Here is a 21,119-nt window from a genome sequence, read left to right as displayed (position 1 = left end):
TGAATCCGCAGCGGAATCATGTCCGCCGCGTCATGAAAGATCTTCCCGGCGGGGTGCCGGCGCCGGCAGCAGCCCCAGCATGCCCTTCAGCGCGTACAGGACCACCAGCGCGCCCAGCATGTCGCCGGCCGCCATGACGGCGAAGCCCTGCGCCAGGTCGACGTGGTCGCCATGCATCCAGAACCACAGGTGGTGCATCAGCGGGCTGGCCACGCCGAATAGCGGCACGAGCAGCAGCAGGCGGCGCGACGTCAGGTTGGCCAGCGACGCCTGCATGCCCAGCACCCGCAGCGCGAACAGGTACACCAGGTAGGGCGCGAGCGCCGAGCTGATGCCGCCGGCGAAGGAGCGCACGGGATCGTCCGGATACAGGTGGAAGAAGCATTCGCACCACGACCCCACCAGGACGCCGACGGCGCCGGGCAAGCCCAGCAGCAACGGACACAGCAGCCGTGCGCCCGCCGGCAGGTAGATCCAGCCGACCCCGCGCATGAACTCGACGTTGGGGAACACCCAGTCCTGCAACCGCGCCAGCAGCAGATAGAACACCACCGAGCCGACGACGCTCGCGCAGGCGACGCGGGCGCGGTCGGATACGCCCGGTCCAGCGTGGTTACCAGGAGTTAAAGGGGATGACATGAGGGTTTGTAGGTGATGGAGTTCGCGTGGCTATCGCATTATAATCTGCGCATGAGCAAATCGACCCGTCCCGCCGACATCTATCTGCGCTTTCTGCAACTCGCGGAAGCCTTGCGCGGGCTGCCGTCCCTGCCCTCGCTCGACCCGCTGGAAGAACGCATCCTCGGCACCGTCGCGCGCGCCATGCAGGACGGCGAACGCCTGTGCGTGCGCGACATGATGGCCAAGAAGGAACTCGGTGCGCCGGCCACCGTCCACAGCCGCCTGACGTCGATGCGCGAGAAGGGCTGGATCATGCTGACCGACACCGAGGACACGAGGCGCAAGCAGGTGACGCTCACGCAGGCGGCGCTGGCGCACTTCGACAAGCTGTCGAAGTGCATGGTCAAGGCTGTCGAGAAGACGGGTTGAGGAAGGCCACCAGCGCACTGCTACACTAGCGGCATGACGCTTGCCTTCCTGTCCCGGCACCGGCGTTTGCTGGTCCTGTGCGTGTGTTCCGCGGCAGCGCACCTCGCACTGCTGCAGTTGCTCGCCGCGCGCGGTCGCGGAGCGTTCCCGGCCACGCCGGCGGCGGCTGAAAGCAGACTCAGCGTAAGGCTCGCGCCGCCTGCTCCGGTCCCCGTCCCGGCCGCGCCGACTTCCCCGTCCCCGGCGGCACCGGCAGCCGTCGCAGCACCGGCACGCCCGCGACCCGCGCAGCGGTCGGCAGCCACGCCCGTGCCACCACCCGCCGACGCGCAACGTCCAGCCCCCGATGCGCCGGGCACGGTATCCACCGCGCCGTCCGACGTCGGGCCGCCGCTGCTGCAGATGCCGGGCCGTTACCGCGTCCGCCTGCCCGCCCCGGTCCAGCTCACCTACGACCTCGTGCGCCAGCCGGCGGGCGGCGTCCCGGCGCCGGCCGGCCCGGCGCGCCTGACCTGGCGCACGGATGGCGACCGTTATGTACTCGACATGGACGGCGTCCTTGGACGCCTGCACAGCGAGGGCGCGAGCGGCGACGCCGGCATCGCGCCGCGGCTTGCGCGCGAGGACGGCGACGCCGGTCCACTGCTGACGGAATTCGATGCGGACGGCCACCGCGTGCTGTTCCGCGCAACCGGCGCCGAAAGTCCGGACAACGTCGGTATCCAGGACCGCGCATCGGTGCTGATGCAGCTCGCCGGCATCGGCCTTGCGGAACCGGACCAGGTCCGCGACACGCTCGACGTCGTCGTGGCCGGCGCGCGCGACCTGCGCATCGCGCGGTTCAAGGTGCTGGGCCGGGAAGATGTCGCGACTGGCATCGGTACGCTCGCGGCCTGGCATCTCGCGGAACTGGCCGCTCCCGGCATGGCACGGCTGGACATCTGGCTCGCGCCGGAGCGAAACTGGCTGCCCGTGCGCCTGCGCGTGGAAGATGCGGGCGGAAGCAACACGCAAACGCTGTCGGCGCTGGACTCCGCCCCCGCGCTGCCGTAACGCGGCTCAGTCGCGCACACGCCGCCAGCCGGCCTTGCGTGCGGCTTGCGCCGTGGCGGCCGGCAGATCGAACGGCGTGTTCTTGCCGTCCGCAGTCGTCGCGATCAGCTTCAGCGCGCCGTTCGGCAGCCGCACGATGATGAAGCCGACGGCCGCCGACGTGTTCGACAGGGCGCGGCCCACGATGGGCTGGTTGCTGGAATCGACCAGCAACGGCTGCGCCGTGCAGACGTCGAGCTGGTACAGATTGCTCGTACCGCCGACCGAACAGGCGGACGACGACGTCGGCATGTTGGCCACCACGTTGAGCGTGCCGGAAACGACTTTCGGGTCCAGGTTGACGCGCTCGCCGCTGTTCTGGTCCAGGTCCATGTACCAGCCCGCCTGGGTCCCCCAGTTGACGGTCGTGCCACTGATGGCGTATGTGTCGCCGCCGCCGGTCGTGCTTTTCGACAGGCGCATCCGGGCCATCTTCGCGGCCGTGCGCCAGTCCACGGCCGGAATGCCCGCACCGGTGTCCTTCAGCACGTAGACGCTCTGCGTGTCGGTATTCGCGATGTCCGGCAGGTCCAGCAACCGCCCGGTCCCGTACACGACCATCGTGCGCACGGCCGTCGTCGCGTTGCCCTGCGCATCCGTGCCGTTCGCCCGGCATTGCGTGATTTCCGGCCGCGTCGTCACGGGCTGCGTGCTGCCCGCATCCGCCATCTGCACGACCACGGGCGCGCCGCCGGCGGTGTAGTCGAAGCGGTACATCCTGCCCTGGTTGTCGCCCCCGTACACATAGGTCACGAGCGGATCCGTCAGCGGGTTCGCGGTAATGGCCGTGATGCGGGCAAAGCCGGAAGGCGTGGTCGTGTCGCCGTTGGCCGTACTGGCCTTGTTCAGTACCTGGCCCGTGGCGACGTCGACCACGTACAGGTAGCCCGCGCCGTTGCCGCCGTTTACGCCGTCGGTGCCGGGAACGTTGTTGTAGCCGGACGTGAGGAATACGGCCCAGTGCTCGGTCCCGCCGCTGTCCTTCCACGTGCCGAACTGCGGGTTGCCGAAGGTGAGACCGATGTCGGCGTCATATGCGGTACCGCTGCACACCGCGGGATCGGCGCATAATTCCCACAAGGCACGCGGATGCGCGGGATCGGTGACGTCCAGCGCGTAGTAGCCGCGGCCGCCCGCGTTCAGGCCGGCCACCAGCACGGCGCGCCAGGTGCCGTCGATCTTGACGTCGGCCACCTCGGGCGCGCCGTCCGTCGTGAACTGGTGGTTGGTGCCGTAGGTCGTGCCGGCCTGCAGGTACAGCTTCTTCATCGTGATGCGCGGCGCGTAGGCCCACAGTTCGGAGCCAAACGCCGCATCGAAGGCGTGCAGCATCCCATCGTTCGCGGCCACGAACACGGTCGGGGAGCGCGTCGCGTTGGCGGCCTTGTAATCGGCATAGCCCGCGATGGAATAGCCCTTGCGCGGATCGCGCAGGTAGGCCGGTTTCGAAGAAGCGATGTCGCCCAGCACGATCGGGATCGTCGTCGTCAGGCCGGGCGGGTTGTGGTCGGTGCGCGAGTACGCGCGCAGGACCGTCCCGTCCGCGTACTGCTGCTGCCCGCGCAGCCAGTCGACGATGCTGGCGCCGGCGTTGACGGTGGCGCGGTCGGTCGCCGACAGGCTGGCGCACTGGGCCAGCGCCGCGCACTTGTTGTCGAACCACGCTTTCTCGGTCGCCGTCAGGTTCGCGTACGTGAACGACTTGAGGCCGCCGTTCACCGTATCCTGCATCCAGATCGTGCGCGAGTCGCTGCTGTCTCCGACGAGGCGGCCGACCGTGTCCGACGACGTCCACGCGGCCGTCGTCGAGACCGCGCCGGTAATCGGATCGATCTTGCGGTCCGACAGTTCGCCGTACCAGCGCACGGTCGTGAACGTGGACGAGAAGATGTCGTTGTCCTGCTGCGAGATGTTCGGCGTGGACGTCGCGGCCGCCGACGCCGCCCCGATGCGCACCTGGATCGCCGACAGCGCCGAGGACAGGCCCTGGACGACCTGGGTCGGATCGGACGCGCTGAAATAGTGGCCGTGGCCATTGATGGCGGCATGCCACAGGTCGTCCACGCGCGACTGGTAGGCGGCCGAGCCGCTGGAATCGCTCGTCTTCGGATCCGGCCAGACGTACGCGCCGTTGCCGTTCCACGGGCAGCCGGTCGCCGCGCCGGTAATCAGGTTGTAGAAATCGCCGCCCGGCACCGGCGCCGAATCGTACTTCGGCTCGTAGTTCATGACGCCGTCCACGCCCAGGCCGAGCGCATAGGTATTCATGTGCAGGCGGCTGTTTTCTCCCGCCTGCGCGGGTACGAGACCCGGTTTCGTCCAGTCTTCCAGCGCCGAGCGCAGCGACGACGATACCGTGTTCGAACCGCCGTTGTACCAGTACAGCGCGACGTCGGCCAGCGTGTTGTAGCTCTGGGCGCTCGGATCGTAGCAGCCGGTGCCGCGCGTGCAGAAGCGCGCCGCGCTTTCGACGTTGTCGTTGTTGACGACCGTGGACGCGGCCCCGCCGTTCCAGTATCCGTCGGTCGTGATGAACGTGAAGTTCTGCTGGCACGGGTACTGCACCACTTCCGATCCGGCCGCGGCCACGTAGGGACTCAGGTTGGCGTACATCTTGCCGATCGCGTGCAGCGCGGGGCGCAGCGGCGTCGACTGGCTGCCGTCCATCGCGTACAGGGTCGAGTACCAGGTCGTGCGCGCGTCGCCCGTGAATTGCTGGGGCGCCGTCATCGTGCCCTCGGCCGCGGCGGCGGACAGCGCGACGATGCCGACGTTGTAGTTCGACGTCAACGCCTGGAACGCGAGACCGACGGCGGTTTTCATCATCTGGTTGCGCGTCTTGTAGTAGGCATACCAGTTGGCGAAGTTCGTCATCTCCTCGTCGTACGTGCAGGTGTCGCCGGCGCAGTCGGTGCGGCCGGCCGCCTTCGGGTAGCTCGTCACGGTGGGCACGATGTCCGTGCGCACGAATACGGCGGCCCCGCTGCCCAGCGGTGTCGTCGTTACCGGCATCGTGTCGTACACGGCGGGCACGGGTGCCGACGCCGGCGTCAGCGCGAAGCTGATGTTGCCGCCGTTGTTGGTGAGCGCCCCCATCGTGATCGCGGCACCGCCCGCGCTGGCGCCCGTGTCGGCCACGCAGACCGTGGCGGCGCCCTTGCCCGCGCAGGCCGTCGTGACGGCGTTTCCGCCCGCGTAAGCCGTGACGGTGCCCTGCGTGCCGATCGCGGCCGCGATGGCCGAAGCGACCGCAGTATTGCTCGCTCCTCTGCCGAACGTCATGTCGGATGCGATGATGGTCTTGCTGCCCAGCTTCGTACCGCCGGCAAGCACGGTGCGGCCGCTGGCATTCTTGCTATTGCTGGCCGTGCCGGACACCGTGATGAGGGCCGTTGCCGGCTGCGCAGCCTGGACGATGGCCGCCGGCGCGTCCACCGTGATGGCCCAGCCGGAACGGCTGCTGTCCGTCAGGACCGAGCAGACGCCCATGGATTTGCCGCTCGTGCCGCTGGCGCAGTCGATCGGGATCACGGCCACGACGTTGTCGGTGCCGAGCGTGATGCCGTAGGTCGAGCAGGCCGGCACGCTGTAGCCCGACGCCGGCGTGCGCACGCAGGCGAGGTACTGGTTCGTCAACCCCGTCTTCGCGATGATCGACGCGGCGAGCGCGGTCGCTACCGTCTGCTGCTTGCCGATCGTATTCGTGCCCGACGCGGCAGTGACCGCGTTGTTCGAGATGACGACGTTGCCCCCCGACTCGGCGACCGACACGCCATTGATCGTGATGGCACCGTTCGAGGCCGACGTGCCGATCGTGATCGTGCCATACGCGGCGACCACGCCGCCGTTCGGATTCGAGAAACGCGGGTATTTGAAGTTGCCGACGTATTTCGCCTGGCAGTTGGTGAGCGTGGTGCTGTCGCACCAGCGCACCCTGGCAGGGAACGGATAACCGTTGGGTGCCGGTGCGCCCACTGCGGTCGTCACGCACGTCGTCAGCGCGGCGGTCGTGCAGTACTCGGCAACGTTGATCGTATAGTAGTAGGGGTTGGTCGTGTACGCCTTCGCGGTATAGCGCACATCGTTCGGATACGTGTACGTGGCCGAGTTGTAGACGCAATTGGCACTGTTCGAGTCGCACCAGCGCAGGTCGGGGAATCCGGTCGCGAGGTTCGTGCTGGCGGCGCTGTTCCCCAGCAGGTCGCGCCGGTTCACGCCGAAGCCGTCCGTCGTCACGGACGTCCAGTCGCTGGTTGCGCTGCGCGTCATCGATGTGTACGAGGTGCCGTCCGCCCGCACCGGCGGAGTGTAGCGCACCTTCGGGTCGTAGTACTGGCGGTTGAAGTCCGCGCTGTTGAATGGCGGGTGCCCGACCGTGCAGCCGCGGGTCCCGCCCGTCATCAGCGCGCGCGAGCGGCACGTCGTGCTGTCGTCGATATAGTCCGGCGTGAAGGCGCTCGCCATCGAGCCCGAGTTATCGTACAGCAGCATCAGGTTCGGCTTGACGTTACCGGTGCCGTCGACGTTGAGGAGCGGAAGCTGGGCAATGCTGGTCACGGCCGCGCCGGCGGTGCCGGCCAGCGTCAGGGCAACGAAGCCCAGGATGACGAGGAGTTTATTCATGTTGGTAGGTCAGGCGCCGATCAGGACGATCATCTGGTTGGTCACGTTGGCTCCGCGGCCGCCGGTGATGCGTGCCGTGATCACGTAATGCAGCTGGGGCGTACCCGCATACGACGGCGCGTCGGAGGCCAGGCTGTCGCCCATCGCCACCGTGCTGCCCGCCGTCGCCGTATTGGCGGCCGTCTGCATGCAGCGGTTCGTGCCGCTGTACGCGCCGGCCGACGCGCACAGGCGGTGGATCACGTATTCGATGCTCGTGCCGTCGTCGCCGGTGATGGTGCGGCTGCCGTTCCAGAATGCGGCGTCGCGCGTCTGGCTGGCGGCGTCCCACGTGGCCACGTAGCCGCTGGCCGCGTCGTCCTGGTTCAGCGCCGCCTTGTTGGTCTGCGCGGTCTGGCTCAGCCAGGCAAACGCCGTGTGCAAGCCCAGGTCGGCTTCGCGGCTCAGGGTGGTGTCGTAGGCGAGATTGCCGGTCGTGAGCGCGGTGGAGTTGACGGAGCGGAGCAGGTACACGCTCCCCAGCAGCATCACGGCGAGGATGATCAGCACGACAGGCAGCGCCATGCCCTGGGCCCGCAGGTTCGGCCGCGTTCTCATGGATTCGGCCTCCATCCCGCATTGCGCAGCGTGGCCACGGTCTCGAACACGCGGTAGCGGTAGCAGCGCCAGTCGAGCGGATCGCCGGTCACGGCGACGTTCACCGTGATGGGCACGCCGGCCACGCCGGCAGGCGCGGCGCTCGAGAATACGACCGGTTGCGCCGTCGTGGTCGTGCAGGCCGCGCCGGCGGCAGGGTGCTCGACGGCCTTGCTGCGCGCGACGACGGCCAGGCGCACGGCGGCGATGTGTTGCCAGTCGCCCGCGTCGCCCACCGTGCCCGAACCGTCCGCATCGATCATCGTGGCCGTCCAGCGGTTCACCTGCAGGCCGTTCTGCGGCAGGAACGCGCTCCCCGTGCGGGTGTCGATGCCGTACTGGGCCTTGATGGAGACGATGTCCTCGGCCACGGTCGACGGCTGCCCCGCCGCGTCCACTGGCGCCGCCGCCTGCAGCTGCAGGTAGCCGTCCGCCACTGACCACGAGCGAAACGCCAGGTTCCCGGCCGGGCCGAGGTCGAACACGCGCGCGGCGTAGCCCTTGAACGTGGCCGTCGACGTATTGTCGTTGAAGCGCATGCCGCCGCCGGACGCCAGCAGGACGCGCGTGGCCGTCTGGTCGTTGTCGGAACGCTGGACGAGACGGCAGTCGGCACCCGGCTGCTCGGGCGCGACGACGAGCACGTCGCCCTGGCTGAAACCGTACACGATGCGGTCCACGTCGAGCTGCGTGGCGCCGGCTGCCGCGTCGCTGGTCAGACGCAGCGTGGGCGTGCCGCCGACCGACGTGCCGGCATAGAACGAGATCCGGTCCGCGTCCGCACCGTGCGACTCGATCACGACGGGCGCAAGCGGCGTCACGGTCGCCGTGCCGCGCGGCGCGGGCGCCAGCTCGTATCCCGCCGTGTCGCTGAACTGCGTGTTGCAGCCGGCGATGATGGGATCGTTGAGGCCATAACCGGCATTACCCGCGTCGTTAGCGAGCGAGAACAGCGCGACCATCCCGTTCTGCATTTCGTCCGAGCCCCCCAGCGCGGTGCGGCGCGTTCTGTTCGGCGCCCCCCACCATGCGCAGCGCAAACAGAAGTGCCAGCAGGCCGATGGCCACGCTGACCATCAGCTCGACGAGCGAGAAGCCCCCTGCCCGGCGCGATGGCGCGCGCATCATGTCGCCGCCGCCAGGTAGGACACGACCCGGTGCGCGTTCTGTGCCGCCCCCGTCTTGCGGGTCCAGGAAATCGTGATCGCCACGCGCGTGCGCCCGGCCGCGGGCGTCACGGCGATCACCACCTGCGCATTCGGGATACGCGCACGCGTGTCGTCGTACCACGGCTGCAGGCGCGCGTTCGGCGTCGCGCCCGCGGCCAGCGCGTACGCGCCCGCGTTCGGCAGGTCGACGGCCATCATGCCGAGCAGCCGGTCGGCCGCGATGGTCGCCTCGGCGCGCATGCCGGTGTCGGCCAGGGCGCCCATCGACCGCGCCTGCATGCCGACGACGCCGAGCAGGCCGACCGCCAGCAACACGGCGGCGACGATGGATTCGATCAGGGCCATGCCCTGCTGGCGGCGTGCGATCATGGCGGGCATCCGCGGACGTCGTGCGCCGGCGCCGCCGGGTCGCAGATGGACGCGATGCCGGCCAGCGTCAACACGACGGCCAGCGGGGCGAAGGCGTGCGCGCGCGTGAGCGACGGCGCCATGTCGATCCGCGCGAGATACGGCGCGACGGCCGTATCGACCCAGCCCAGCGGCGTGAAATAGACTTCGGTGGCGCCGGACGGGCTCACGGCCTGCGCGAGGTCGCTCTCGCCCGGCATGGCCTGGGCGCTACGTGCGATCGAGCGGAAGACGGGGTTCGGATCGGGATCGCCGTCCGCCGCCGCGGCGGCGGTCGACCAGCCGCCCGTCACGTCGTTGCACGGTGTGCCCGACGTCGGGAAGCAGATGTCGACGCGCCAGTCCATCTTGCCGTTGGCGGCGTTTTCGGTCAGCACGAGCCGGCTGTGGCTGTTGTGCGCGATCGCCGCGTTGCGCGCGAGCGTGAAGCCGTCCTGGTAAAACACGGCGGCCGCCAGCGCCTTGCGGCCCAGCAGCCAGTCCGACATGGACGGCAAGCCGACCGCGAGCACGATGCCCATGATGGCGACGACCACCGCGGCCTCGATCAACGTGAAGCCGCGCGCCGCCGGCGGGAGCGTCACTGGGTGCACTGGCCACCCTTGCGGTCGATCCAGCACGACGTGCTCGTACCCCACCCGGTCGGCGCGGCCGTCGTCGCGCGGTTGCCGTTCTGGTCGACCGTGTAGACGAAGCCCGCCACCGGACCGGCACCCGTCGCCGTCACGGTGTACGCGGACGCGGTCGCGCCGCTCAGCACGAACGTGAAGCTGCTACTGTTCGGCGGTAGCCGGTCGAAGCCGGCGTACGTGTGGGGACTGCCGTTGTTCCAGTAATCCTCGGCGGCGATCTGCACACTGCCGAGGCCCGAGAACGCTTCGGTCAGGCGCGCCCGTATCACGTAGTCGCGATAGGTCGGGACGGCGATGGCGCTGAGGATGCCGACGATTGCGACGACGACGAGGATCTCGATCAGCGTGAAGCCGCGTTCGCGCCGGGTGGTCAGGGAACGTGTTTTCATAAACATTGGGTGAAAGTTTCCGCGCGTCAATATTAGCGCAACCTCGCGAAATGTGGTCGTAAAAACGCGACGAAACCATGCTTTTTGGACGGGAACGAGACAGTTTTCTGGCCCCGAATGCTCGAAATTACGAATGTTTTAACAGCATTTATCAGATCCACAAGCTTGCCTGCAACGGTGCCATCCAGGTGGTAGGATAGTGTCCTCTCGACAACAACCCGACGCATGGACTACCTCGACATCCTGTTGCGCCTGACGGTCTCGGTCCTCGTCGGCGGCCTGATCGGCCTGGACCGCAACCTGCACGGCAAGCCCACCGGCATCCGCACCCTGGGACTCGTATGCCTGGGCGCCTGCGTGCTGACCCTCGCCGGCGCCAATTTCCTCACGGGCGACGGCCAGGCCGATCCTTCCGCCGTCAGCCGCGTGATCCAGGGACTGGTGACGGGCATCGGCTTCCTCGGCTCGGGCGTGATCATCCGCGACAACGGCAGCGACCGCGTGCGCGGCCTCACGACCGCCGCGTCGATCTGGATCACCGCGATCCTCGGCATCCTGTGCGGCATGGGCTCGTGGCAGATCGCCGCGATCGCCCTCGTCCTCGTGTTCGTCCTGTTCGTGTGCGGCAAGCCCATCGAGCGGGCGTTGCACCGGCGCTGGCTGGACAAGCCGGAACAGGAGAAGCAGGCGATCCGCCTGCATGAGGAATGAGCGTCAGGATGCCGGCGGCACCACCGGCAGCTTGATCGTGAAGACGGTGCCGACATCCGGCTTCGACGCCACGTCGATACGCCCGCCATGCTTGTTGACGATGCTGTACGACAGCGACAGGCCGAGGCCCGTCCCGCTGCCCACCGGCTTGGTGGTGAAGAACGGTTCGAAGATGCGTTTCAGGTTGTCCGGCGGGATGCCGCAGCCGTTGTCGCTGATCTTCACCCACACCCAGCCCTCGCCCGCCCCGGTGGCGATCGTGATCACGCCCTTGCTCTTGATGGCCTGGGCGGCATTCACGAGCAGGTTCATGAACACCTGGTTCAGCTGCGAGGCCAGGCACTTGATTTCCGGGAGCTTGCCGTAGTGCTTCTCGACCGTCGCCTTGTACTTGATCTCGTTGGCGACGATGTTGAGCGTCGTGTCCAGGCCCGCGTGCACGTCCGCGTACTGCCAGTCGTTCTGGCCGACGTGCGAGAAATCCTTCAGCGCCTGGACGATGTCCTTCACGCGCTTCAGGCCGTCCATCGACTCGCGCACGAGGTCGGCGATGTCGTCCTTCAGGTAGCCGAGGTCCGCCTCGCGGTTGATCGCCTCGATCTGCGCCATCAGCGCCGAGCCGGGCGCCGCCTTCTGCACCGCCTCGCCGTACGCGTCCACCACGTTCAGCAGCGTGTCCACGTAGTGCCCCAACGTCCCCATATTGGAGTTGACGAAGCCGATCGGGTTGTTGATCTCGTGCGCGACGCCGGCCGCCAGCTGGCCGATCGACGCCATCTTTTCCGACTGCAGCAGCTGCTCGTGCGCCTCGCTCAGGCGGGCGATCAGCTGCTGCTGTTTCTGCTCCATGTTCTTGCGCGAGGTGATGTCCGTCAGCGAGCCGATGACTTCCACCGGCGTGCCGTGCTCGTCGCGGATCAGGCGCAGGCGGTCGTGCATCCACACGAACTCGCCGCTCGCGGTGCGGAACCGGTATTCGTACGTGCGCTCGCCTTCCACGAACAGCTGGGCCAGGCTGGAAAAGATGCCCGGCGCGTCGTCCGGGTGGAGATGGTCGAACCAGAAGTTCGGATCGGCCAGCATCTCTTCCGGCCGGTAGCCGAGGACCTTGTAGGCATTGTTGCTCACGAACGTCATCTTGAAGTCGCCGCTGGGCACGGTGGCGTAGATGATCGCCGGCGTGTTGTCGATCAGGTATTGCAGCCGGACCAGGGGCGACGCGGCTTCGGCCGGCGCGGGACTCGACGATAGCGATTCGAAAACTTCAAATTCCATGGCGATGGCTCGGCATATTTACGGAAATTCCATTATCCGGAGGAAACGCCGAGCGTGGGGGCTTTCTTGAAACTCTTGCATGCAAGAGTTTCGGTCGCTATCGCCTGATTACAACAGTCGGCCTTACTGCGCCTGGGTGTCCAGCGTCACCTGCGCCCCTTCGAGCCCATCGGCGCTGGCCGTCAGGGTCAGCTTGCCCGCTTCGCCCGCCTTCGTCTTCACGATGGCCAGCGCCAGGCCGTTGAAGGCCTTGCGCTGCGGCGACTGGAACGCTTCCAGGTCGGTCGCGTCGCCATTGTCGGTCGCGACGATCTCGCCCGGCCCGGACAGCTTGAAGGTGATGCGGTCATGCGAGCGCGGTACCTGACGGCCATCCTTGTCCGCGACCGTGACCGTCACGAACGACAAGTCCTTCCCGTCCGCGCGCAGCCTGGCACGGTCGGCCGACACGAGCAGCTTCGCGGGCGCGCCCGTCGTCGCGACGGTGTCCTCGGCCCAGCGCTTGCCCTTCTTGTACACGACCGCTTTCAAGGTGCCGGGCTGGTAGACGACGTCGTCCCAGCGCAGGCGGTAGTCGCGCGGGCCGCGCTTCTTGCGGCCCAGCGATTTGCCGTTCAGGAACAGCTCCGCCTCGTCGCCGGACGTGTACAAATGCACCGGCGTCACCTGGCCCACGCGCTCCGGCCAGTTCCAGTGCGGCAGCAGGTGCGCCATCGGCAGCTCCGGGCGCCAGCGGGCCTGGTACAGGTAGAAGCGGTCCTTCTTGAAGCCGGCCAGGTCGATGATGCCGAAGTACGAGCTGCGCGACGGCATCGCGATCTTCTTCAGCGTCGCCAGTTCCTGCGCGGCGCGCGCCTGCTGGGCGGGATCGGTGAAGTTCAGCAGGTTCGTCGTGTCGTCGTTGTACGGCGTCGGCTCGCCCAGGTAGTCGAAGCCGGTCCACACGAATTCGCCCGCCACGAACGGATTGTCGTCCTGCCCCTTGAATTCGACGTCGGGCGACGTCGCCCACGGCGGCGCCGTCAGGTCGTAGCTGCTGACCTGGAAGTTGGCGGCGCCTTTCGATTTGTCGTCGCTGACCGGGAAGAAGTATTCGCCGCGCGAGCTGATCGTCGACGCGGTCTCGCTGCCGTAGATCGGCAGGTAGGGCGCGGACGCATGCATCTTGCCGTACTCGCCCGGCTTGTAGTTGTAGCCGAAGATGTCGACCACGTTCTGGAAGCCGTTGTAGCCGGAATCCGTGTGGTTGTATGCGGACGTGATCGGGCGCGTGCGGTCCTCGCCGCGCGCGATCTCGGCCAGGTGCGCGGCCAGTTTCCAGCCTTCCGGCTTGCCCTGCTCCGGGATCTCGTTGCCGGTGCTCCAGGCGATCACGCTCGGGTGGTTGCGGTCGCGCCGGATCTGCGCGCGCAGGTCCTTCTCGTGCCATTCGTCGAACGACGTGTGGTAGTCGTTCGGCGTCTTCTTCTCGTGCCACATGTCGAACGCCTCGTCCAGCACGACGAAGCCCATGCGGTCGGCGAGGTCCAGCAGCTCCGGCGCCGGCGGGTTGTGGCTCGTGCGGATCGCGTTCGTGCCCATCTCGCGCAGCAGCTCGAGCTGGCGCTCGAGGGCGCGCTCGTTGATCGCGCTGCCCAGCGCGCCCAGGTCGTGGTGCATGCACACGCCGTTCAGCGGCACGCGCTGGCCGTTCAGCAGGAAGCCCTTGTTCGCGTCGAACACGGCGCTGCGGATGCCGAACGGGGTCTCGACGACGTCCGTCACCTGGCCGTTTTCCGTGACGGTGGTGACGGCCACGTAGCGCTGCGGGCTCGCGATGCTCCACAGCTTCGGCTGCGGCACCGTCAGCGTCTGCGTGAGCTGGGCCTGGCGATCCGCCTCCACCTTGGTGACCTTCGTGGCCGCCTGGCGCGCGACCGGCGCGGCGCCGCGCTTGCCGGCCGCGTCGAGCGCGTAGATCTCGGTCGCGACCTGCACCTGCGCCGCGCGGCCGTTGCTTTCCACCGTCGTCTGCACGGAGACGGTGGCTTGCGCCTTCGAGACCTGCGGCGTCGTCACGAACGTCCCGTACTGGGCCACGTGCACGGGCGTCGTCTTGACGAGCCAGACGTGGCGGTAGATGCCGCCGCCCGGATACCAGCGCGACGACTTCTCGGGATTGTCGAGCCGGATCGCCACGACGTTGTCGCTGCCCGGCTTCGCGTACGGCGTCAGGTCCACGCGCCACGACGCATAGCCGTACGGCCACCCGCCCACGTATTGACCGTTCACCCAGACCTTCGCGTGCGACATGGCGCCGTCGATGTCCAGGTAGACGCGGCGGCCCGCGTCGCCGGCCGGCAAGGTGAAGTGCTTGCGGTACCAGCCGACGCCCCACCACGGCAGCTTGCCCGTCTCGCCCGGGTATTCCTGCTTGAACGGCCCTTCGATGCCCCAGTCGTGCGGCAGGTCGAGCTTGCGCCACGCGGCGTCGTCGAAGGCCGGCTGGGAGGCGGCGTCCGGTGCCGCGCTGCCGGCCGGATCGCCTTTCGTGAAGCGCCAGCCGGCGTCGAACGACTGGCGTTCGCGGACGTCGGCCGCATGGGCGCCGCCGCACAGCATGGCGACGCCGAGGGCAACGATGGTGAGGGAACGGGGAAGAAGCGTCATGGTCTCGTCGTTATGGTTATGAGAAGGGAAACCCCAAGTATGAGCCAGCCTCCCCGCGCCCAGCTATATGAAATGGGCCGGGCCGGTATCCAAAAGCGCGATAGCAGAGCCTCCTTCACGGGTTCCCGTGCAGCCGTTTCGACTCGAATTCGGCGAACGCCTCGCGCACCGCCTCGTCCAGTTCCGTGTCGATCCATGGTTTCGTCAGGAACTTGAAGATCGCGCCCCGGTTGACGGCCTCCGTGACCGACTGCAGGTCCGTGTACCCCGACAGCACCATGCGCACGGCGAGCGGATACATCTGCTTCACGCGCGCGAGGAATTCGGTGCCGCTCATCCCGCGCATGCGCTGGTCGCACACGATGACGCCCACCTCGTTCGTCGCCAGGATCTCGAACGCCTCGCGCGCGTTGCTCGCGACCAGCACGCGGTAGCCGCTCTGGCGCATCGCGCGCCGGATCGCCGTCAGCAGGTTCACTTCGTCGTCCACGTACAGCAGGGTGCGGTGATAGGGCTGCGGCTGCAGCTTGTCCAGGGCGAGCGACTTTTCCTCGCGCAGCATGCGGCCGCAATCCTCGGGCGCCGCGGGCCGGCCGAACAGGTAGCCCTGCACCTCGTCGCAGCCGTGCTGCGCCAGCAGCGCCAGCTGCCCTTCCGTCTCGACGCCTTCCGCGATCACGTCCAGCCGCAGGCCGTGCCCCATCGCGATCACGGCACGCGCGATCGCCAGGTCGTCCGGGTCGGACGTCAGGTCGCGCACGAACGACTGGTCGAGCTTCAGGCGGTCGACGGGGAAGCGCTTCAGGTAGTTCAGGTTCGAGTAGCCCGTGCCGAAATCGTCGATGGCCAGGCGCACGCCCATCTCCTTCAGCTTGCACAGGATGTCGACGGTCTTCTGCGGGTCTTCCATCGACGCGCTTTCCGTCAACTCCAGCTCCAGCAGCTTCGGTTCCAGCCCCGTCGCGGCGAGGGTTTTCGCGACCGTGTCGACGATCCGTTCCGAGAACTGGCGCGCCGACAGGTTCACCGAGACCGGCACGGCGCGCAGGCCCTCGCGCTGCCACGCCATCGACTGTTCGCAGGCCAGCCGCAGCACCCGCTCGCCGATGGGCAGGACCATGCCCGTCTCCTCCGCCAGGCCGATGAAGCGGCCCGGCGGGATCAGGCCCAGTTCCGGATGCTGCCAGCGCAGCAGCGCCTCGAAGCCGATGAGCTGACCGGTGGCGAGACTCGCCTGCGGCTGGTAGTACACGATCAGCTCGTCGCGTTCGAGCGCGCGCCGCAGCGCGTTTTCGAAGCGGTAGCGCTCGTACACCCCGTCGTTGAGTTCCGGCCGGTAGAACGCGTAGCGCTCGTCCTTGCTCGCCAGGGCGCGCTGCAGCGCCGCCTCGGCGTCCTGGGTGAGGCCGTCATAGTCGTCGGCGTCGTTCGGGAACAGGGCGATGCCGATGCATGGGTCCAGGTGCACGTCCTCGCCGTCGTGGACGAACGCCTCGTCCATGCGCTCCAGCACCAGGCGCGCCAGCGTGGCCATCTCCGCCTCGTTCGCGCGCAGCGCGGCGAGCGTGAACGTGCGCTCGCCCGTGCGCGCGACCGTGAGGTCGGCGTCCTGGAGCTCGCCCAGGCGGCCCGCGGCCTGGCGCAGCAGCGCCTGTTCGGCTTCCACGCCCACGCTGGCGCGGATCACCTGCAAGCGCGTCAGGCGCAGCAGCATGTAGCCGAGCAGCGGCTTGCCGTCGATGACGCGGGCCTGCATCTGGCGCACGCGGTCGCGCAGCAGCACGTCGTTCGGCAGGCCGGTCTCGCGGTCGAAGTTGGAGAGATAGCGCAGGCTCTCTTCGGCGCGGCGCAGCTCCGTCACGTCCATGCCCGCCGTGACGACGTACTGCACGCTGCCGTCGGCGCGGGGCAGCATGGTCGACGACCAGATCACGGAGCGCACGGACCCGTCGCGCGCGACCCATTCGCCGCTCTGCTGCACGGGCATCGTCCCGGCCGGCGACGCATTGAATTCCACGGGCGCGTTGTCGGCGCGGCGGAACAGGTCGCGGAACGGCCGCCCCAGCACCTCTTCCGCACGCCAGCCCGACGTCTGCTCGCAGGCCGGATTGAACAGCCGGATGCTGCCGTCGCCGTCCACCACGCAGACCAGCGCCCCGGACAGGTTCACCACGGCCGCCAGCAGCGCACGCTCCGATTCCAGCGCCGCCGTGCGCTCGTCGACCAGGCGCTCCATATTGCCGTACAGGTGCGCGCGCTCGACGGCGACGGCGATCTGGCTGCCGACCGTCTCCAGTACCTGGCGGTCGTCCTCGGCCAGCGGGCCGTCGCCGACAGTCAGGCACATCATGCCGCGGCTGCGCGTGCCGGTCGACAGCGGGACGCGCAGGCTGGGAAAGCCGCGGCACGTCGACCGCATCACGGCCGCCGGCTGCGCCCCGGCCGGCATGACGCAGGTGCACGGCTCCATGACCGCGCCGGTGCCGTCGCGCGCGACGGCGAACGTGGGCCGGCCGTCGTGGTCGTGCAGCCGGATCGTCGCGCCGGTGACGCCCGGCAGGTCCAGCACGCGGTCGAGCGCGCGCTCGGCCACGTCCTGCTCCGACAGCACCGGATTGATCGCCTCCGCGACCCGGTACAGCCCTTCCAGCGACTGGTACGAATGCGCGATGCGCTCCTGCTGGGCGCGCAGCTGCTCCGTCATGTGGATCGCTTCCTCGTACGTCGAGATCAGGAGATCGAAGATCTGCTGGCGTTCCGCCGTGATGAAATGGGTCTGGCCGCCCAGGTTGATCTTCATCCCCAGCTGCACCCGCTCGTTGGAGCGCAGCGCGCGGTTGGCGAGGATGAAGCGGATGCGGCCCAGCAGGTAGTCCGCCTCGAACGGCTTGCGGATGAAGTTGTCGGCGCCGCAGTCCAGGCCCTTGATCACGTCGTACAGGCTGGAGAGGGACGTGAGCAGGATCACCGGCACGTCGCGCACGTGCGGGTCCTGCTTGATCGCCTTGCACATCTCGAAGCCGTCCATGCGCGGCATGTTGATGTCGGTGACGATGAGCGTCGGCGGTCGCTGTCGGGCCGCCTCCAGGCCCGCGCGGCCGTCGGACGCGATGCGCACGCGGTAGCCCACGGTTTCGAGCAGTTGCGCCAGCTGGCGGGCCTGGGTGGCGCTGTCCTCCACCACCAGGATTTCGATCTCGTGGGAGGCCACGGTATCGCGTTCGACGACGTTGTCGGGAGACGTGCTCATGGAAGGTCCCCAAGGGTTGGAAATACGGATGACGGAAACGGCTCGGCCGGCAGGCGTGCCAGCACCTTGCCGATTTCCGCGGGTTCCAGCACCAGCATCGCGGCGTCCAGCCGCAACGCCTCGCCGGGCATGCCGTAGACGACGGCGCTCGCGCGGTCCTGCGCGATCGTCAGCGCGCCGTGCTCGCGCAACAGCTTCAATTCGGCCGCGCCGTCCTTGCCCATGCCGGTCAGCAGGACGGCCGCGGTGGCCGGACGCAGTTCGGGATCGATGGCGCGGAACAGGTGCGACACGGACGGGCACATGCCGTGTTCCGGCGGCGCCAGCACGAGCCGGCCGACGAGCCCCGGGCCCAGCGTCGCCTGCCAGCCTTCCGGGACGAGGCAGGCGCGCCCGCCCGCCAGCGGGGCGCCATCCTTCAGCACCTCCACCGGGTAGCCGCTGGCCTCGCCCAACCACGTCGCCAGGCCGTCCATGAAGCCGGGCGCGAGATGCTGCACGATCACGACCGGCAGCGGATAGTCGGCCGGCAGTTCGGCCAGGATGTCGCGCAGCACCGTCGGTCCGCCCGTCGACGCGCCGACGGCCACGAGCCGCCGCGGCGCCCCCTGCAGCGGCCGCGCGGCCCGGCGCGCATCGCTCCAGCGCCGCACGACGCGCACCTCGGCCATCGCCTTCACCGTGCGCACGAGGTCGCGCGCGCTGTCCGCATGCGCCGGGTTGCCGATGCCGAGCGGCCGCCGCACCAGCACCAGCGCGCCCGCCTCGATCGCGCGGAAACTGGCGTCGACCTCGGCCCGGGAGTCGCTGCCGCTGACGACGACGATGCGCGTGGGGCATTCGCGCATGATGCGGCGGATGGCTTCGAAGCCGTCCATGCGCGGCATGTGCAGGTCCATCGTGATCACGTCCGGCTGCAGCTCGCGCGCGAGCTTCACGGCTTCCTCGCCGTCCGCCGCGCACCCGACCACCGCGAGGCCCGGGGCCGTGCCGAGGATGTGCATCAGCAGCGCCCGCACCGAATTCGAGTCGTCCACCACCAGTACCCGGATCATGATGCCTCCATCCCCGCCACCCGGCGCACCGTCGCCAGCAGGCGGTCCTGATCGAAACTGCCCTTCGTGAAATACGCGTCCGCGCCCGCGCGCAGGCCGGCCTCGCGCTGCTCGGGTGTCTGCAGCGACGTCACCAGGATCACGGGCAGCTCGGCGGTGGCCGGCGTCGCCCGGATGCTGGCGGTGAGCGCCAGGCCGTCCAGGTTCGGCATCTCGACGTCGCTCACGACCACGTCGTAGCGCCCGGTGCGCAGGCGCGACTGCGCGTCGAGGCCGTCGACGGCCGTGTCCACCGCATAGCCGGCGCCTTCGAGGATGTGCTTGAGCAGCAGGCGCGACGTGACGGAATCCTCGACGACGAGCACTTTGCGCGGCCCCGCCGCCGGCGCCGGCGCGGCCGCCGCGGCGGCCCCCGCGAGCCCGCGCCCGGCGACGTCCTCGAGCGCGATCACGGGCGCAAGCGTGCCGTCGCCCAGCTGCGCCGCACCGCTGAACCAGCGCACGCGCCGCAGCAGCGGCCCCAGGGGCTTGGGCAGCAGGTCCTGCTCGGCGACGATGGCGTCGACCAGCACGGCGAACGCCTGGCCGCCCGCCTGCGCGGTGACCACGACGCCCTGGTCGCCGTCGCTGCCGGGCCGTGCCGTGCCGAACAGTGCGGCGAGGCGCACGAGCGGCAGCACGCGCCCGCCCACCAGCACGGTCTCGCGGCCCTCGACGGTGCGCACGGCCGCCTGCGCCGCGCTGCGCACGGCCTCCAGGCCGGCCAGCGGCAGCGCGTAGCGGTGGCCGTCGACTTCCACGACCAGCGCGCGCAGGCTCGCCACGCCCACCGGCAGCAGCAGTTCGAACGACGCGCCGGCGCCCGGCACGGTGCCCACGACCAGCTGGCCGCCGCTGGCCGCCACCTTGTCCGCCACGATGGCCAGGCCCACGCCGCGGCCCGACACGGACGTGACCTCGGTGCGGGTCGACACGCCGGCCCGCAGGGCGAGCTGCAGGCGCTGCTGTTCGCTCATCTGCGCGAGTTCCGCCGCGTCCACGCCGGCACGGCGCGCGACCGCGTCCGCGTCGATGCCGGCGCCGTCGTCGCGCACGCGCACGCACACCATGCGCGCGTCGCGCTGCGTCACCGCGATCTCGATGCGCCCGGCCGGATCCTTGCCCGCGCGCGCACGCTCGTCGGGCGTCTCGATGCCGTGGTCGACGGCATTGGTGACGAGGTGGATCAGCGCTTCGCGCACGACGCCCAGCACGCGCCGGTCGAGGTCCACGTCGGCGCCCAGCGTCTCCAGCCGTACCTGCTTGCCGCGCCCCCGCGCCAGGTTGCGCACGAGCGCGGGCAGCTCGCCGAACGCGGCGGCGGCCGGCACCAGCGCCGTTTCCAGCACGGCCTCGAACAGGCGCGCGCGCACGCCATGCAATTCCTTGCCCGTGTTTTCCAGCCCCGTGGCCAGCTGGGCGCACGCGAGCTCGAGGCGCGCCGCTTCATCGTCGAAGGAGGCGACGCCTTCGCGCCGCCGCGTCGCGATCCCGGCCGCGAGAGCGCGCAATTCGTCGACGTGGTGGCGCAACTTAAGTTCGACGGGCAGCAGGCCTTCGGCGTGGGCGCGGATCGAGTCGATGCAGCGGCCGTCGACGCGGATGCGCTCGTCCGTCCGGTTCTGCTCCGTCTCGTCCGCCGGCGGGTCTGGCTCGTCCGGCTCATCCGGCTCATCCGGCACCTCCGGCGCCGCCGGCGCTTCCTGCGCGGGCGCCTCGGCCGCCTGCGCCGGCAGCTCGGCCGCGGCGGTCTCGAGCTGCGCCGCCAGCATGCCAGCCACCTTGCGGCTGCGCAGGGCGGGCGCGTCGACGACCTGGCGCGCCGCGGCGGCGGCCCGGTGCAGCAGGTCGAACTGTTCGGCGGTCGCCGACAAACCCGCCGCGCCGGCCGCGCGCGCCGCGCCCAGCATGCTTTCCAGCGCATGGCACAGGCGCTCCAGCTCGATCTCGTCGACGGTGCGCGCCGCGCCCTTGAGGGTATGCAGCACCTTCAGCAGGCGTTCGAACAGGACGTCGCGCTGGCCCCCGCCCGCCTGTTCGAGCGCCACCAGGCCCACGTCGATCTGGGCCAGGTGCTCGCGCGCCTCTTCGCCGAAGATGGCGCGCAGCCGCTCCCGGAATGCTTCGTCGGTCATCGCGGG

At 69.2% G+C, this 21,119-nt stretch carries 16 protein-coding genes; 3 read left to right on the top strand and 13 right to left on the bottom strand.

Features of this window, described 5'->3' with window-relative positions:
• Positions 1-30: 30 nt before the first annotated feature.
• A complete protein-coding gene (locus ACL58G_RS17475) occupies positions 31-639 on the bottom strand; it encodes a hypothetical protein (RefSeq protein ID WP_413345036.1) in 609 nt (202 codons plus the stop codon).
• A gap of 51 nt (positions 640-690) precedes the next feature.
• On the opposite strand from ACL58G_RS17475, the gene ACL58G_RS17470 reads away from it, so the two are divergent.
• Together ACL58G_RS17470 and ACL58G_RS17465 are read left to right on the top strand one after the other, a co-directional pair.
• Positions 691-1,050, top strand: a complete 360-nt coding sequence (locus ACL58G_RS17470; protein ID WP_075791842.1) for a MarR family transcriptional regulator — start codon at positions 691-693, stop codon at positions 1,048-1,050.
• 33 nt (positions 1,051-1,083) lie between these two features.
• Positions 1,084-2,103 (top strand): DUF3108 domain-containing protein, encoded by a 1,020-nt coding sequence (locus ACL58G_RS17465; protein WP_440962604.1) that lies wholly within the window; start codon positions 1,084-1,086, stop codon positions 2,101-2,103.
• 6 nt (positions 2,104-2,109) lie between these two features.
• Here ACL58G_RS17465 and ACL58G_RS17460 read toward each other — a convergent pair whose 3' ends face one another.
• From ACL58G_RS17460 to ACL58G_RS17430, 7 genes are read right to left on the bottom strand one after another with little or no spacing between them, the layout of a single operon-like run.
• Entirely contained in the window at positions 2,110-6,765 is a 4,656-nt protein-coding gene (locus tag ACL58G_RS17460; protein ID WP_440962603.1) for a pilus assembly protein, read from the bottom strand.
• Between the two features lie 9 nt (positions 6,766-6,774).
• Complete coding sequence (locus tag ACL58G_RS17455) at positions 6,775-7,362, bottom strand: pilus assembly PilX family protein (RefSeq protein WP_440962602.1); 588 nt, start codon at positions 7,360-7,362, stop codon at positions 6,775-6,777.
• Positions 7,359-8,375, bottom strand: coding sequence for a PilW family protein (locus tag ACL58G_RS17450; protein ID WP_440962601.1), 1,017 nt, complete (start codon positions 8,373-8,375; stop codon positions 7,359-7,361). Before ACL58G_RS17450 ends, ACL58G_RS17455 begins: the two co-directional genes overlap by 4 nt.
• Positions 8,338-8,478 (bottom strand): hypothetical protein, encoded by a 141-nt coding sequence (locus ACL58G_RS17445; protein ID WP_440968052.1) that lies wholly within the window; start codon positions 8,476-8,478, stop codon positions 8,338-8,340. The genes ACL58G_RS17450 and ACL58G_RS17445 overlap by 38 nt, the downstream gene beginning before the upstream one ends.
• Before the next feature lie 47 nt (positions 8,479-8,525).
• Entirely contained in the window at positions 8,526-8,939 is a 414-nt protein-coding gene (locus ACL58G_RS17440) for a type IV pilus modification PilV family protein (protein WP_413385725.1), read from the bottom strand.
• Positions 8,936-9,562: a pilus assembly FimT family protein gene (locus ACL58G_RS17435; protein WP_440962600.1), complete on the bottom strand. Its 627-nt coding sequence runs from the start codon at positions 9,560-9,562 to the stop codon at positions 8,936-8,938. The genes ACL58G_RS17440 and ACL58G_RS17435 overlap by 4 nt, the downstream gene beginning before the upstream one ends.
• Entirely contained in the window at positions 9,559-9,999 is a 441-nt protein-coding gene (locus tag ACL58G_RS17430; RefSeq protein WP_440962599.1) for a type IV pilin protein, read from the bottom strand. The genes ACL58G_RS17435 and ACL58G_RS17430 overlap by 4 nt, the downstream gene beginning before the upstream one ends.
• A gap of 225 nt (positions 10,000-10,224) precedes the next feature.
• Here ACL58G_RS17430 and ACL58G_RS17425 point away from each other — a divergent pair, with 225 nt between their 5' ends.
• Entirely contained in the window at positions 10,225-10,710 is a 486-nt protein-coding gene (locus tag ACL58G_RS17425; protein ID WP_413385722.1) for an MgtC/SapB family protein, read from the top strand.
• Positions 10,711-10,713: 3 nt separating this feature from the next.
• On the opposite strand, the gene ACL58G_RS17420 is transcribed toward ACL58G_RS17425, so the two are convergent.
• The 5 genes from ACL58G_RS17420 to ACL58G_RS17400 form a co-directional block, all read right to left on the bottom strand.
• A complete protein-coding gene (locus tag ACL58G_RS17420; RefSeq protein ID WP_440962598.1) occupies positions 10,714-11,985 on the bottom strand; it encodes an ATP-binding protein in 1,272 nt (423 codons plus the stop codon).
• A gap of 123 nt (positions 11,986-12,108) precedes the next feature.
• On the bottom strand, positions 12,109-14,634 hold the full coding sequence (gene galB, locus ACL58G_RS17415; RefSeq protein ID WP_440962597.1) for a beta-galactosidase GalB: 2,526 nt from the start codon (positions 14,632-14,634) through the stop codon (positions 12,109-12,111).
• 115 nt (positions 14,635-14,749) lie between these two features.
• Positions 14,750-17,884 carry an EAL domain-containing protein gene (locus ACL58G_RS17410; protein ID WP_440962596.1) on the bottom strand — a complete coding sequence of 1,045 codons (3,135 nt, stop codon included), beginning with the start codon at positions 17,882-17,884 and terminating at the stop codon, positions 14,750-14,752.
• Positions 17,881-18,939: a chemotaxis protein CheB gene (locus tag ACL58G_RS17405; protein WP_413385718.1), complete on the bottom strand. Its 1,059-nt coding sequence runs from the start codon at positions 18,937-18,939 to the stop codon at positions 17,881-17,883. The genes ACL58G_RS17410 and ACL58G_RS17405 overlap by 4 nt, the downstream gene beginning before the upstream one ends.
• Positions 18,936-21,113, bottom strand: a complete 2,178-nt coding sequence (locus ACL58G_RS17400) for a hybrid sensor histidine kinase/response regulator (protein ID WP_440962595.1) — start codon at positions 21,111-21,113, stop codon at positions 18,936-18,938. The genes ACL58G_RS17405 and ACL58G_RS17400 overlap by 4 nt, the downstream gene beginning before the upstream one ends.
• Between the last annotated feature and the right edge of the window lie 6 nt (positions 21,114-21,119).

This window comes from Massilia sp. GER05 (assembly GCF_052056005.1).
Classification (GTDB): Bacteria; Pseudomonadota; Gammaproteobacteria; order Burkholderiales; family Burkholderiaceae_D; genus Telluria; species Telluria orientalis.
This window is presented reverse-complemented; position numbering and strand designations above follow the sequence as displayed.